The organism is Leucobacter insecticola (genome assembly GCF_011382965.1).
Classification (GTDB): domain Bacteria; phylum Actinomycetota; class Actinomycetes; order Actinomycetales; family Microbacteriaceae; genus Leucobacter; species Leucobacter insecticola.
In genome coordinates, this window is sequence record NZ_CP049934.1 from 1,832,605 (window position 1) to 1,846,313 (window position 13,709).

The following is a 13,709-nucleotide window of genomic DNA, read 5'->3' on the forward strand; positions in this document are numbered from 1 at the left end:
GATCTCATTACCCGCTCACAAGTGCTATATTTTCCCTGTTCAGGGGAGTTATCCACAATCTCTAAATTGACGCATTTTGGCCTCGCAAATGTCGGTGGCGTGGTGTGTAATGGTGACATGTTTAAGTCGAGTCCCACTCCCGCCTCCGGCGCAGCGGCACCCGTTGTCGCTGGTGCCGAAGGTGCCGCTGCGCCGTCGCTGCCGCCCGCCGAGGTGTACGCGGCGACGGTGGGCCCCGCGATTAGTGAACTGGTGAAGGTTCGCGCGCAGATCACCGCACTGCAAGCCCGCGAAGCTACCCTGTTGCAGCAGTGTGATGAGGCGGCTAGTCGGCTCGCCAGAGACGAGGGGCACCTCGACCATGGTGAGTTTGCGCATCGCTCGGTTGCGGCAGAGATCGGGTTTGCGCTTCGTGAGTCTGACCGATCCATGGTCCACCAGATCGCGCGAGCTTCGACGCTGGTGGAACACTATCCGGCGGTCCATGCTGCGCTGGCAGCGGGGGAGATCTCCCAGGGGCACGTCAGCGTGATACGTGACGCTGGAGGTATCCTCGGGATCGGTGACGCGGAGGTCGACCGGAAGCGGGCGATTTACGAACAACAGGTACTGGAGATCGCAAAAACTGAGACCGCTGGCCGGCTGCGCGCCATTGCCAAAGGCCTGGCTGAGGCACTCGCATGTCGCCCCCTTCAGGACCGGCATGCGGAGGCCTTACGGGGGCGCGGGGTCGTGCTGGTTGAACAACCTGACGGGATGGTTGATCTTGTTGCCACCGTTTCCGCGATCTATGGGAAAGGCATCATGGATCGGCTTGATCAGATCGGGTGGGCAGTGAAGAACGCGAACCGAAACGCGGCGGCGGCTGATCCCGGGGGTGAAGTTGACGAGCGTTCCCTGAACGAGATCCGTGCAGACGCGTTTGTCGAGATGCTCCTCAGTGCCGACCCCTCGGGTATTGCCTCCGCACACGGGAAGGGGCTCGCCGCGATCAAAGCCCGCGTCCAGGTCATTATTCCCGAGGAAAAGCTCCGTGATCGGAGCGCCGCTGGCAGTGCCCGTCGCGACAGCGCCAGCGGCAGTATCGGCGACAAGGCCAGTGACCACATCGCGACAGAGCTTGTTGGGTATGGGCCGATCGATACCGACACGAGTCGCACGGTGGCGGGTCTCTCACCCGCCTGGGAACGGATCATGGTGAGCACCCTCACCGGTCAGGTCTTGAGCACTGACACCTATCGCCCGTCGGCCGCAATCAAACGATTCCTTGCGGCACGAGATCTGCGATGTCGGGCCCCGGGCTGCAACGTTATGGTGAACCGCAGCGACATCGATCACACGCTCGATGCGGCGCTGGGAGGAACCACCTCAACCGACAATCTCGCGACAACATGCCGATACCACCACACCATGAAGCATCACCCCGGATGGAAAATCCGACAACACCCCGGCGGGGTGATGGAGTGGGAAACACCTCTCGGCAGAAAGTACACCGACCGGCCCGGCAGCACGGTTCGATTCCGGCGGGTAGTGCATGCTGAGTCAGCTGATCCGTTCTAGTGTCGTGTGGCCGATCCGTTCTAGATCGCGCGGTCGGGCGTGAGCGTGCCCCGCGGGTCAAGTGCGTGTTTGATTGACTGCTGGATGTCAAGCGTCACCGCGTCTTGTTGCCAGGGCAATTCATGGCGTTTCACCGACCCGATGCCGTGCTCGCCGGAGATCGTGCCGCCGAGCGAGAGTGCGAGCCGCGTAATCTCATCGATCACCGCGTCGGCCGCGGCGATTCCCTCGCGAGAGTCGGGCGACTCGACGGTGCTGTGCAGATTGCCGTCACCGGCGTGCGCGACGGTCGAAACTCGGAGCCCGTGGCGCTCGGAGATCGCGTCGATCCCGTGAAACACCTCCGCAAGCTGCGCGATCGGCACCCCCACGTCGCACGAGATCTTGAGGCCGCGTGCGTTCAACGCCGGGTTCGAGAGACGCCGCGCTTCGAGCAGCGAGTCCGACTCTGAGATCTCGACATCGTCAGCCCCCGCGCCGAGGCAGGTTTCGGTGATCGCCTCGGCTTTGTCTTGCGCGTCAAGACCGACGGTCTGCCCCACGAGCATCGCCCCTCCCGGGGCGGTCAACCCGCTCGGATGGAACGACTCGATGATCTCCACGCTCCACGAATCCATCAGTTCCAGCACCTCGGGCTGGGCGGGGCCGTTCACGATCAGGGAGACAGCCCGACCCGCATCCTGGAGGCTCGCAAAGCTCGCGCGGAAGGTGCGCGGGATCCCGGGCGGCACTGGCTTCAGCCTCACTGTCGCCGTGGTGATGATCCCGAGCGTGCCCTCTGAGCCGACCATCAGGCTCGTCAGATTCAGGCCAACAACGTTCTTTCGTGTGCGTGCGCCAGTCCGCATCACGCGGCCATCCGCGAGCACCACTTCAAGTCCCGCAACCGCGTCGGTCGTGACGCCGTGAGCCACACACCTGAGCCCACCCGCGTTGGTGGCGATGTTTCCGCCGACCGTTGAGGTGCGCGCGCTCGCGGGATCCGGCGGAAAGAACAGGCCCTGCGCTCGCGCCGCGGCGTCAAGCTCGGCGGTGATGACGCCGGCTTCGACCGTGGCGAGGCGGTTCTCCGCGTCGAGCTCAAGGATCCGGTTCATGCGCTCGAGCGAAATGATGAGGCCACCGGGGTAGGCATTGGCTCCACCCACGAGACCGGTGCCGGCTCCCCGCACACTTACTGGAACCCCAGCTTCGTTCGCCCAGGCGAGCGCCGCGGAAACATCCGCGGTTGACTCGGCCAGCACGAGTGCCAGCGCTGTCCCCTCCGGCTCGGCGCGGGAGCTGTCATGGGCGTAGTGGGCGATCCGCTCGGGATCGAGCACGAGACGATCACCTAGCTTCTGCTGCAGTTGCTCTGTTTTGGCCACGCTGCCTCCTCTGTCGTCACTGATCGTCTAAGCGTATCGAGGTTCAGCTGAGGTGCCTCTTGAAGTGTCCGCCGTGGCAAGATAGATGCATGCCCGCCGCGACCGTATCTCCCGGCGCCCAAACCCCCGGAGCCGGGCGCTACGCTCCGAGCCCCTCGGGTGATCTGCACCTTGGAAATCTGCGGACGGCGCTGCTCGCCTGGCTGTTTGCGCGAGCCAGCGGTCGACGATTCTTGATGCGCGTCGAGGATCTGGATCGCGCACGCGACAGTGGCGGGGCGAATCGCCAGCTCGCAGACCTTCGCGGGCTCGGGATCGAGTGGGACGGCGAGGTCGTGTTTCAAACGGACCGCGGGAAACTCTATACCGCCGCGATCGAACGACTGAGCGCGCGGGGGCTCGTGTATGAATGCACCTGCACTCGCCGGGACATCCTTGCCGCGCCGACAGCGCCCCATGCGCCCCCGGGTGCGTACCCCGGGACCTGCAGGAACCGCTCGGAGGGAGAGCGTGCGGTGGCGCGGGCAGCGATTGCTCCGAGGCTCCCGGCGCTCAGGCTTCGCGCGCCCCTTGGCGATGAAGTGCTGACCGAGTTCCCAGATCTGATGCTCGGCACCGGCCGCGGCGACATCGATGACTTCGTGCTGCGCCGCGGCGACAATACCGTCGCGTACAACCTCGCTGTCGTGGTGGACGATGCCGAGATGGGCATCGATCAGGTGGTGCGAGGCGATGACTTGGCACCCTCAACACCCAGGCAGATCCTGCTACAGCAACTGCTCGGGCTGCCTACTCCCGAGTATGCCCACGTTCCTCTGGTGCTCGGCCCGGATAGTGCGCGGCTCGCGAAGCGCGATGGTGCGGTGACGCTTGCGCAACTGCGGGATCACGGCGTCAGTGACACAGAGGTACGGGGCGAGCTTGCGGCGTCCCTCGGGCTCGCGTTTGAGGGGGAGCGGCCGAGTATGGACACGCTGCTTGCACGCTTCGATCCGGCGAAGTTGCCGCGCGAACCGTGGATCTGGCACCCGCGCGAGTAGATGACTTTAGCGCTTCAGCGCGCGCACGACCCGCGCCAGAGCGCGTCCGGCGACGCACACGAACGGGGTCCCGACCACGAGCAACGCAAGCACGTTGGGTTCAAAGCGGGTGACGCCTTCCCGAGTGACGTATGCGCCCACCGGGATCGCCAGGCCGCCGCCTCCGCCGCCCTCACCCTGACCGCCAGCGTCGGCCTGCTCGCCGGTGGCTTCGCCGGCACCAAAACCGTAGCCGGTGCAGGCGACAGGCATAATCGTTGTGCCGTCCACCTCCACGGGGGCACCGTACGCCGAGTGAACCCCGACCTTGGTGAGAGTAACTGCGAGCTGCTTCGTGAGGTTAGCCATATCAGTAACTCTACCCCGGGCGGCGAAAGACGGAATCACCCGTGTTTGGCTGTTCGTGCCGGGGCAGGTTGCGGCCGCTTGGGCTCGATGTTGTCGCCGGAAGAAACCCGCTTGATCCGGCGAATCACCCAAGGCAAGAGATGTTCGCGGGCCCACACAACGTCATCTTTGCGTGCCTGCCGCCAGGCACGTTCAGGAAGTGGTGGCGGGTCAAGCGGTCGCAAATCATGAGGAACATTGAGCGCGTCAAGAGCCGCCCGTGTGATCGTGTGGTGACCGAGTGTATTGAGGTGCAGACGATCCCCGGCCCAGTAGCGGCTGTCCTGAAGCTCCTCGATCGCCCACTGATCAACGATCACGCAGTCGTACTTTTGGGCGACCTTGCGCACGTTTTCATTGAAGATCGCGACCTTGCCGCGGATCGATCGAAACACGGGCTGGAAGGCCACGTCCACCCCAGTGAAAAGGAGGATCGTGGCCCCGCTGGCGGTGAGGCGTTCAACAACACGGTCAAGCTTGGCGGCGACCTCGTCTGGATCGGTGCCGGGGCGGATCACATCGTTGCCGCCTGCGCACAGGCTCAAGAGATCGGGTCGCAGATCCAAAGCCGCATCAACTTGTTCTTCGGAGATTTGCTGAATCAGCTTCCCACGCACGGCAAGGTTTGCATAAGAAAAATCTTCATCGTATTCGCTCAGCACCTCGGCAAAACGATCCGCCCATCCGCGCAATCCGTTGGGGCTGTCCGGATCGGGATCCCCGACACCCTCCGTAAAGGAGTCACCAATTGCGACAAATCGTGACCAGGGGATCTCGACCTTCGCTGGAAAACTTGTCTGATCTTCGGTCACCTGCATACTCCCTGCTGAATCGGCTGAGCATCTCACAAAAACAAATGCGGCTCTGACAGGTAGTCTAGATCCTTGTGACAGATTCGGATCCAGCACTCCACCTTCCGGGGACGAGTGCCGCCGAACAGCTCCCGCCCGCCTACCCCGAGCGCGCCGCCCACGGCACCGCGGGAAGCCTGCGTGCGTGGCAGGAGGAAGCGATTCGTCGGTACCTCGAAACAGGCCCCCAAGACTTTCTTGCTTCGGCCACCCCCGGCGCCGGAAAGACCACGTTTGCGCTGCGTCTCGCCTCGATCCTCCGCGCGCAGCACACCGTTCAGCAGATCATTGTCGTCGCGCCCACGGAACACCTGAAGACCCAGTGGGCCGATGCGGCGGCGCGTGCCGGGATTCGCCTGAATCCGAGCTACTCCAACAGCGACGGGCTCGGCTACGGCAGGCACTATCACGGCGTGGCGGTGACATATGCGCAGGTGGCGATGAAACCGGTCCAGCACAGGCTCCTTACCGAGCACGCCGACACGCTCGTGATTCTCGACGAGGTACACCACGGCGGGGACGCGTTGAGCTGGGGGGACGCGATCCGGGAGGCCTACGGCACAGCGAAGCGGCGACTCTCGCTCACCGGGACGCCGTTTCGATCCGACGATGCCCAGATCCCGTTTGTGAGATATGCGCCGCAGGGCGACGGCACCACAATTTCACTCACGGACTATGACTACGGTTACGGCCGCGCTCTCGCGGACGGGATCGTGCGCCCCGTTATCTTCATGGTCTACGCCGGCAAGATGCGATGGCAGACCTCGGCGGGCGAAGAGATGGAAGCCCGCCTCGGCGAGGGCAATACAAAAGACATCACCTCTCAGGCCTGGCGCACGGCGCTTGATCCTGCTGGTGACTGGATCTCAAAGGTGTTGCACGCCGCCAATCGGCGTCTGAGTGAGGTGCGGCAGCACATTCCCGATGCCGGGGGACTTGTGATCGCGACCGATCATGCCTCGGCGAAGGCTTACGCGCAGCTGCTGCAGCAAATGACCGGTGAAGAGGTTGCGCTGATCCTCTCCGATGATTCGGGGGCGAGCGAGCGGATCGATGCGTTCTCGCACGGTGACTCGCGGTGGATGGTCGCCGTTCGGATGGTGTCTGAGGGGGTCGACGTGCCGCGTCTCGCTGTCGGGGTATACGCGACCAGCTCGTCGACGCCGCTGTTTTTTGCGCAGGCGATCGGTCGTTTTGTGCGTTCGCGCCGCCGCGGTGAGGTTGCGTCGGTGTTCATCCCCAATGTTCCCGCGCTCATGCAGCTTGCCGCCGAGCTTGAAAAGGAACGCAACCACGTGCTTGAGGGGCCGGGGAGCGCCGAGGAGATGTGGGATGCGGAAGCAGCGCTCATGGCCGAGGCTGAGCGTGAGGATCGCGCCTCCTCGGAGCTGCTTGAGGACGATTTCAAGTATCAGGCGCTCGCCTCCGACGCGCACTTTGACCGTGCCGTGTTCGATGGTGCAGAGTTTGGCGGCTACGCGGAGGTTGAGAGCGAGGAAGAGCTCGACTTCTTGGGGTTCCCGGGATTGCTTGAGCCTCGCGAGGTGCACGCCCTCCTTGAGCAGCGGCAGGCGAGGCAGGCTAGGCGCAGCGCTAGTCGGCAGGGGCTGCTTGAACACCCGCCCGAGCGTGCGGAAGCTCCCGAGGCGCTGCACCGAACGCTCGGGAGCAGCGCAAGTTGCTCTCGAGTCTTGTCGGTATGTACGCGAAAGTCTCGGGGGAGCCGCATAAAGACATTCACACGGAGCTGCGTCGGGTGTGTGGCGGGCCGGCCGTTGCCCAGGCCTCAGTCACGCAATTGCAGAAGCGGATCGAGCTGCTGCGTCGGCGATTGCGGCCGTAACGTTCGCGACGCGCGCGAACTCCTGCGTAGATTCGATCCGCGTGGCTATCCGTGCTAAGTTATTCTCTGTTCGGCCGATAGTTTGACCGAGCAACTTGCGCGCGGGTGGCGGAATGGCAGACGCGCTAGCTTGAGGTGCTAGTGCCCGTATTAGGGCGTGGGGGTTCAAGTCCCCCTCCGCGCACGCGAGTGAAAAGGCAGGGTCCCTCGGGATCCTGCCTTTTCACATTCAATCGGGTCGTATCGTTGTCTTCCTAATTCATTACAGATAAGCTTCATGTGTAGAGAGTTGGGAAGTGGATGATGGTAGCGGACCTCGAACCCGTGTTCACGCTCGGCGCCGCTCGTACCGCAGGCCTGCGGAAAGATCAGGTTTACGACCTTCTCGCGAACGGGGAGATCGAGCGAGTAGGCCGTGGTGTGTATCTGCGTCCTGACCAGATCGAGCCTGCTTTCGTTTCGCTCGCTGCAGCAACGGCTCTGCGTGATGAGGCGACATTGTGTCTGACGAGCGCACTCGTGCACCACGACCTCAGCGACGCCATCCCGTTCGAGTCCGACATCGCCCTACCGCGCGGCACTCATCATCCCGTTGGCCTCGCTCACGTGGCATGGCACAGCTTCGACCCGACAACCTTTCACATCGGACGCGACCACGTCGATGCCGGAAATGGGTTGAGGCTTGCCATCTACTCGGCTGAGAGAACGATCGTGGATTGTTTCCGGCTCATGCATCAGGAAGGCAGCGACGTCGCCTACGAAGCACTCCGACGGTGGTTGCGCCGTCGCGGGAACTCACCGGCAGGCCTGTTGAAGATTGCTTCATCATTCCCGAAGGCGCAGCCGCGGATCCGCCAGGCGCTTGAGGTGCTTCTATGACCCCGCCAACTCCGACACGAGACACTCCTCTGGGCAGGCATACAACGATCTGCGCAACCTCGCCCGCCGCGACGGACGCGACCCCGCTGAATACTTCACGTTGTATGCGCTCGAAGGTTTTCTCGCCCGGTTGGCCGTCTCTGAGTATGCCGGAGAGTTCGTACTCAAAGGCGGTGTGCTCATGGCGGCATTCGCTGCACGCCGACCGACCCGCGACATCGACTTCGCTGCTACTGGATTCACCAACGACATCACTGACGTGGAAGAAAGGGTGCGCAGCATCATCGAAGTGCACCTCGATGACGGATTGGAGTTTGATTCGGGCTCTGCGGTGGGAGAGCCAATCCAGGATGACGCCGACTACAACGGTGTCCGCGTCAAGATCACCGCGCAACTCGCGACAGCGAAGGTCGCTCTGCACGTCGACGTGAATTTCGGCGACCCAATCTGGCCAGCTCCAACCGAGGCGGTGCTCCCGTTGCTGCTCGGCGGAACACTTCGCTTGAGAGGCTATCCCGCCCACCCGGACAAGCGGCTATTCAGATGGGCAGATATCGCAGACGAGTCACCTGCGACCTGCGACCTGCGTGCATCGGGCAGAAGCCGTCAATCTATTCGTGGTTGGTGTCTCGGATGCCGCCAACAATGCGGGCGTGGCTTTCGCCGTGGACTTCGACAGCGGCTACCTGTACAACGGCATTGATGTTCTTGGTTTCAATCGGAAAGATATCTCGAAACCAGTGAACCCGCCCACGCTATTCAAGCCGGACGCGGTGCTGTCTGCCGAGGCGTTGCAGGAGTTGCGGGCGGCTATCGACCGGTACGGACTAGCATTCCTGCGCCACGGTTGCCTGTGCGCGGCGGCGTCGCGCCAGCATCCGCGTGACGAGCAGCCCGTGCCGGGGGCTGAAGAAGTACACCAACCCAAACGCGACACCCTGCGTGAGGACGATCATGCCGCCCGAGGCCGTGTCGAGATAGTAGCTGACGTACAGACCGATCACGGCGCACACCGCAGAAACGCTCGGGGCAATGACGAGCATGCGCGAGAAGCGGTCGGTCAAGAGGTACGCCGTCGCCCCGGGGATGATCAGCATCGCCACCACCAGCACCACGCCCACCGCTTGCAGAGCGACCACGGCGGTGAGCGCGAGGAGTCCGAGCAGCAGCGCGCCGAGCACGCGCGGGTTGAGCCCGATCGCGTGCGCGTGAGTCGGGTCGAACGCAAACAGGGTGAAGTCGCGCCGCTTCAGGATCAGGATCCCGAACACCACGGCCCCCAAAATGAGCACCTGCACGAGGTCGGCCCGCGAGACACCCAGCAGGTTGCCGAAGATGATGTGATTGAGGTCGGTTTGCGAGGGAATCACCGAGATCAATACCAGGCCGAGCGCGAACAGCGAGGTGAAGACGATGCCGATCGCAGCGTCTTCCTTGACTCGGCTCGTGTCGCGCACGGCTCCGATCAGCGCTACCGCCAGAAACCCGAACACCACGGCCCCGAGCGCAAACGGTGCTCCCACCACGTAGGCCAGCACCACGCCGGGGAGCACCGCGTGTGACACGGCGTCCCCCATGAGGGACCACCCCACGAGCACCAGCCAGCACGAAAGCACCGCGCACACGATCGAGGCAACAAGTGCGGTGGCGAGCGCGCGCACCATGAAGTCGTAGCTCAGTGGCTCGAAGAAAAAGTCGATCACGGTCATCTGCCTGTCTCACTTTCCCACACATCGACCCCAAACGCCCGCGCCAGATTCTCCGGGCGCAACACCTCTTCGGGGTGTCGTGCACGAGCACCCGCCGCATCAGCAACACGGCCTCGTCGGCGAGCGCGGGGAGCGCGTTGAGGTCGTGTGTTGAGACGAGGATCGTCGCGCCGTCGCTCGCGAGCTCCCGGAAGAGCCGCGTCATGGTGGCCTCCGAACGCTTGTCGACCCCCGCGAATGGTTCGTCGAGGAGCAGCGTCGTCGCGCCCTGGGCGATGCCGCGTGCGACGAACGCTCGCTTTTTCTGGCCGCCCGAGAGCTGGCCGATCTGCCTCCCCGCGAACTCCGTCAGCTCGACGCGTTCGAGCGCGTGGTCCACAGCGTCGTGATCCGCCTGGCGTGCGCGACGGGTGGTCCCCATGCCGCCGTAGCGCCCCATCATCACCACATCGCGAACGGAAACGGGGAACGCCCAATCGACGGCCTCGCTCTGCGGGACGTACCCGATGCTCCCGAGCCTGCGAGCGTGTGCCGGGCTCGCGCCGTTGATCCGCACGCTCCCGGAGTCTGGGCGGATGCGCCCCGTGATGGTGGCAAACAGCGTCGACTTGCCGGAGCCGTTCATGCCGATCAGTCCGCAGACGCGCCCCGGCGCGACACGCAGAGACGCGTGGTCGAGCGCCAGTACTTCGCCGTAGTGCACGGTGACGTCGTCGACCTCAATCGCGGCGGTGGTCATGACCCGTTGCCCCTCGCCCCGGTGAGCGCCGACACGATGATCTCGCTGTCGTAGCGGATGAGGTCAAGGTAGGTGGGTACGGGGCCATCGGCTTCTGACAGGGAGTCGACATACAGGGTCCCGCCGAACTCGGCATCGCTCGCTTCGACCACCTGCCGCATCGGCGCCTCAGATACCGTTGACTCGCAGAACACCGCTGGCACCTCGTTCGCGCGCACGAACTCGATCGCCGAGGCGATCTGCTTGGGTGTTGCCTGTTGTTCCGCGTTCACCGCCCAAATGTACTTTTCGGTGAGGCCGGCATCCCGCGCGAGGTAAGAGAAAGCGCCCTCGCAGCTCACGAGTGCGCGCTGTTGCTGCGGCAATTGCGCGAGCTGTGCCACCAGCTCGTCCTGCACTTTCTGCAGTTCGGCCTTGTACGCGGCGCCGTTGGCGGCGAAGTCGTCCGCGTGTGCGGGATCGAGGTCGCTGAACGCCCGCACCATATTGTCGACGTAGATCTGCACGTTGAGCGGACTCATCCAGGCGTGCGGATTGGGCTTGCCGGCGTACTCGTCCTCGGTGATGTCGATTGCCCTGACCCCCTCGCTCACGACGACGTGGGGGACGTTGAGGTCTTCGACGAACTTCGCGAACCAAGCTTCAAGGCCCAGCCCGTTGTCCAGGATCAGTTCCGCACCCTCGGCCTTGCGAATGTCGCCGGGGGTGGGTTCGTAGCCGTGGATCTCCGCGCCGACTTTGGTGATCGACTCGACTCGCAGGTGTTCGCCGGCAACGTTCTCCGCGACATCCGCGAGCACCGTAAACGTGGTGAGAACGACGGGCCTCGTGTCTTCGGCCCCGGGGTCGTTCTCTCCTCCACTGCAGGCGGTGAGAACGACCCCATCGCGAGGGCGGCAAGCGTTGCAGCTACCCGCCGGGCGATTGTGCCGCGGGATCCGCGAGACTGTTCATTGCTTCGAACCCAGTATGAAGTCATACCTAACTATATTGTTCGGCATGACGAACAATCAAGCGTTAGAGTACTTTTCCGCGTGATTCCGGGATCTTGTAGGCGGTCAGCGCGGAGACAAGCAGAAGCAGGATCGCGTATACGGAGAACGCCATACCGCCTGAGTTGCCGAACCACTCCTGGAAACCGGCCTGCAAGTAGGCTGCCGTTCCACCAAAGACGGCGACCGCGATCGAGTACGGAATCGCAACGCCCACCGTGCGGATCGAGGTCGGGAACAGCTCCGCATAGATTGCCGGCACGATCGCCGCCGAACCACTAATGAACAGCAGCATCCCGAACATCGCGAGGAACAGTTGCCACCACTCGCCCTGCACCATCATGCTGAGGGGGATCTGCATGACGGCGCCGCCGATGTTTGAGATCAGCATGACGGGACGACGTCCGATCCGGTCCGAGAGCATTCCCCACAGGGGGAAGAACGCCATAAAGCACAGATTGGCTGCCACGCCGACCCAGAGGGCGACAGAAGCATCCATGCCCAACACCTTGATCGCGTAGGCGGGAGTGGAAACCGACCAGATGTAGTACAGAACGGTCAGTCCAACCGTCAGGCCGATGACCTGAAGTGCCCGCACGCGATTCTGCCAGATCTGCTTCACCATCGGATCCTGCTTCACGGTGACGCTCAGCTGCTTCGTCTCGGTGAAGTGATCGGTCTCTTTCATGCGGGCGCGCATGATCAGTGAATAGAGGCCCATGAGTGCGCCAACGGCGAAGGGGACTCGCCACCCCCAAGCACTCATTTCCTCGGAGGAAAGAGTTGCGCTCAGGATCGCGCCGATAAGCGTGCCAAACACCACCCCGGCGGTGCCCGAGAAGTAGATGAGGGAAGCAAACAGGCCACGCTTGGGGCGGGGGCAATCTCTGAGAGGTATGTCTGTGCGCTGGGAAGTTCACCGCCGTGCGCAAGCCCCTGAAGGATGCGTGCAACGACGAGCAGCGCCGAGGCGATCCAGCCGATCGAATCGAACGACGGGATCAGTGCGATGCACAATGAGCCAAAAGCTCCGAGTGCAACCGCAGTCGTCATTGCGGTCTTGCGACCGAGCTTGTCGCCCATGAGCCCAAAGAGGAGCCCGCCAAACGGTCTTGCAACGAAGCCGACCGCGAAGATGGCGAGGGTTGCGAGGAAGGCGCTTGTGGGGTCTTCCTGGGAGAAGAGCTGCGTTGAGATAAACGAGGCGAAGGCCGCGTAGATGGTCCAGTCAAACCACTCGACCGCGTTGCCCGCGCCAACACCGAAGAGCGACTTGCGGGTGCGGGTGTCGAGTCGGGTCCGCTGGGTCGAGGCGCTTTCGGCGGTAGCGGTGGTGGGGGGCTGTGGCATGCGAGTCATCCTTGTCTCGGGGCGATTGCCCGGGCTCGTGCACGATCCGTGCGTTATCGAAAAGCTGTATTACAGGTGATATGGTTGCAGAAGAAATTCTTGATGTCAATCACCGTGAGGCGTTGACTGCATATAGGTGTATCCTGATGTTTGACCGCCATGGGTTTTCGGTTGGATTGAAATTTGTAATACAGAATGCTTGTCCGTGGCAGCGATAGGAGAACTCAATGGCGACACCAGAAATCCTCGAAACCGTGCCCCAAGCCCCTAAAGTGCTCGCGGCCGATGCGGTGTTTCAGCAGCTTCGTGAGGCGATCGTTCGCGGTGACTACCCAGAAGGTTCCAAGCTTCCCTCGGAAGCGAAACTCGCGGCGGTCTTCGGGGTCAGCCGCCCCGTGGTGCGGGAAGCTTTGCAGGGCTGCGCGGCGCTCGGGCTCACCGAGACTCGCGTCGGCAGCGGCACCGTGGTGCTTTCGAGGCACGGTAACCAGGGCTCTCGCTCGGTAACTACAGTGCACGCGAGCTGCACGAGGCCCGCCCGCACGTCGAGATGCCGGCGGCGGCCCTCGCCGCGAGTCGCCGCAGCGACGCGGACCTCGAGGAGCTTGCTGCGATCCTGAACAGCATGGCGGAGATCACCGCGGGTACCTCCCAGCGGGGCGCCCGGGCGTGGGTGGAACAGGATGCCATGTTTCACTCCGCGATTGCTCGCGCCAGCAGGAACGGTGTGTTCGAGAGCTTCATCGCCGAGATCCGCGAGGCGCTCGAGCGGCAGTCGCAGCTTCTCGCAACCGCGGCGAAGCGGCAAGAGCAGTCCGACCGGGAACACCGGGAGATCTTCGACGCCATTGCCGCGGGTGACGCTGAAGCTGCACTTCACGCAATGAGCCTGCACCTTCACGCCGTTGCGGACGCGGTGAACTCGCTCACCCAAGCCCATCTCACCGACATTCGCGATGCCGAAGGCGCCGCGAACTAAACACACGAGGAAT

At 63.4% G+C, this 13,709-nt stretch carries 11 protein-coding genes, 1 tRNA gene and 3 pseudogenes; 8 read left to right on the plus strand and 7 right to left on the minus strand.

Features of this window, described 5'->3' with window-relative positions:
• Nucleotides 1–66 precede the first annotated feature (66 nt).
• A complete protein-coding gene (locus G7067_RS08430; protein WP_166323469.1) occupies nucleotides 67–1,560 on the plus strand; it encodes an HNH endonuclease signature motif containing protein in 1,494 nt (497 codons plus the stop codon).
• Nucleotides 1,561–1,580: 20 nt separating this feature from the next.
• Here the strand turns inward: G7067_RS08430 and G7067_RS08435 are convergent, their stop codons facing one another.
• Nucleotides 1,581–2,927: an FAD-binding oxidoreductase gene (locus tag G7067_RS08435; protein WP_166323471.1), complete on the minus strand. Its 1,347-nt coding sequence runs from the start codon at nucleotides 2,925–2,927 to the stop codon at nucleotides 1,581–1,583.
• An 89-nt stretch (nucleotides 2,928–3,016) separates the two neighbouring features.
• Here G7067_RS08435 and gluQRS point away from each other — a divergent pair, with 89 nt between their 5' ends.
• The gene (gene gluQRS, locus G7067_RS08440; RefSeq protein WP_166323473.1) at nucleotides 3,017–3,967 is read left to right on the plus strand and encodes a tRNA glutamyl-Q(34) synthetase GluQRS; all 951 of its coding nucleotides are present in this window, start codon (nucleotides 3,017–3,019) and stop codon (nucleotides 3,965–3,967) included.
• A gap of 6 nt (nucleotides 3,968–3,973) precedes the next feature.
• On the opposite strand, the gene G7067_RS08445 is transcribed toward gluQRS, so the two are convergent.
• The gene (locus tag G7067_RS08445; RefSeq protein WP_166323475.1) at nucleotides 3,974–4,315 is read right to left on the minus strand and encodes a spore germination protein GerW family protein; all 342 of its coding nucleotides are present in this window, start codon (nucleotides 4,313–4,315) and stop codon (nucleotides 3,974–3,976) included.
• Between the two features lie 35 nt (nucleotides 4,316–4,350).
• The gene (locus G7067_RS08450; RefSeq protein WP_166323477.1) at nucleotides 4,351–5,172 is read right to left on the minus strand and encodes an SGNH/GDSL hydrolase family protein; all 822 of its coding nucleotides are present in this window, start codon (nucleotides 5,170–5,172) and stop codon (nucleotides 4,351–4,353) included.
• 68 nt (nucleotides 5,173–5,240) lie between these two features.
• On the opposite strand from G7067_RS08450, the pseudogene G7067_RS08455 reads away from it, so the two are divergent.
• The 4 genes and pseudogenes from G7067_RS08455 to G7067_RS08470 all read left to right on the plus strand — a co-directional run bounded on the left by G7067_RS08455 (nucleotide 5,241) and on the right by G7067_RS08470 (nucleotide 8,630).
• A pseudogene (locus G7067_RS08455) lies at nucleotides 5,241–7,048 on the plus strand (DEAD/DEAH box helicase).
• A gap of 99 nt (nucleotides 7,049–7,147) precedes the next feature.
• Nucleotides 7,148–7,232 (plus strand) — tRNA-Leu (locus G7067_RS08460).
• Between the two features lie 116 nt (nucleotides 7,233–7,348).
• The gene (locus tag G7067_RS08465; RefSeq protein ID WP_166323479.1) at nucleotides 7,349–7,927 is read left to right on the plus strand and encodes a type IV toxin-antitoxin system AbiEi family antitoxin domain-containing protein; all 579 of its coding nucleotides are present in this window, start codon (nucleotides 7,349–7,351) and stop codon (nucleotides 7,925–7,927) included.
• Nucleotides 7,911–8,630: a nucleotidyl transferase AbiEii/AbiGii toxin family protein gene (locus tag G7067_RS08470; protein WP_166323481.1), complete on the plus strand. Its 720-nt coding sequence runs from the start codon at nucleotides 7,911–7,913 to the stop codon at nucleotides 8,628–8,630. Before G7067_RS08465 ends, G7067_RS08470 begins: the two co-directional genes overlap by 17 nt.
• A 124-nt stretch (nucleotides 8,631–8,754) precedes the next feature.
• On the opposite strand, the gene G7067_RS08475 is transcribed toward G7067_RS08470, so the two are convergent.
• The 4 genes and pseudogenes from G7067_RS08475 to G7067_RS15240 all read right to left on the minus strand — a co-directional run bounded on the left by G7067_RS08475 (nucleotide 8,755) and on the right by G7067_RS15240 (nucleotide 12,726).
• Nucleotides 8,755–9,636: a metal ABC transporter permease gene (locus G7067_RS08475; protein WP_166323483.1), complete on the minus strand. Its 882-nt coding sequence runs from the start codon at nucleotides 9,634–9,636 to the stop codon at nucleotides 8,755–8,757.
• Nucleotides 9,633–10,375, minus strand: a pseudogene (locus G7067_RS08480) (metal ABC transporter ATP-binding protein). Before G7067_RS08480 ends, G7067_RS08475 begins: the two are co-directional and overlap by 4 nt.
• Entirely contained in the window at nucleotides 10,372–11,313 is a 942-nt protein-coding gene (locus G7067_RS08485; RefSeq protein ID WP_166325987.1) for a metal ABC transporter substrate-binding protein, read from the minus strand. Before G7067_RS08485 ends, G7067_RS08480 begins: the two are co-directional and overlap by 4 nt.
• Before the next feature lie 79 nt (nucleotides 11,314–11,392).
• Nucleotides 11,393–12,726 (minus strand): annotated as a pseudogene (locus G7067_RS15240) (MFS transporter).
• 218 nt (nucleotides 12,727–12,944) lie between these two features.
• Between G7067_RS15240 and G7067_RS14915 the strand changes: the two are divergent.
• Together G7067_RS14915 and G7067_RS14920 are read left to right on the plus strand one after the other, a co-directional pair.
• A complete protein-coding gene (locus G7067_RS14915) occupies nucleotides 12,945–13,337 on the plus strand; it encodes a FadR/GntR family transcriptional regulator (protein WP_341872814.1) in 393 nt (130 codons plus the stop codon).
• Nucleotides 13,268–13,696 (plus strand): FadR/GntR family transcriptional regulator, encoded by a 429-nt coding sequence (locus tag G7067_RS14920; protein WP_341872815.1) that lies wholly within the window; start codon nucleotides 13,268–13,270, stop codon nucleotides 13,694–13,696. The genes G7067_RS14915 and G7067_RS14920 overlap by 70 nt, the downstream gene beginning before the upstream one ends.
• Nucleotides 13,697–13,709: the final 13 nt, after the last annotated feature.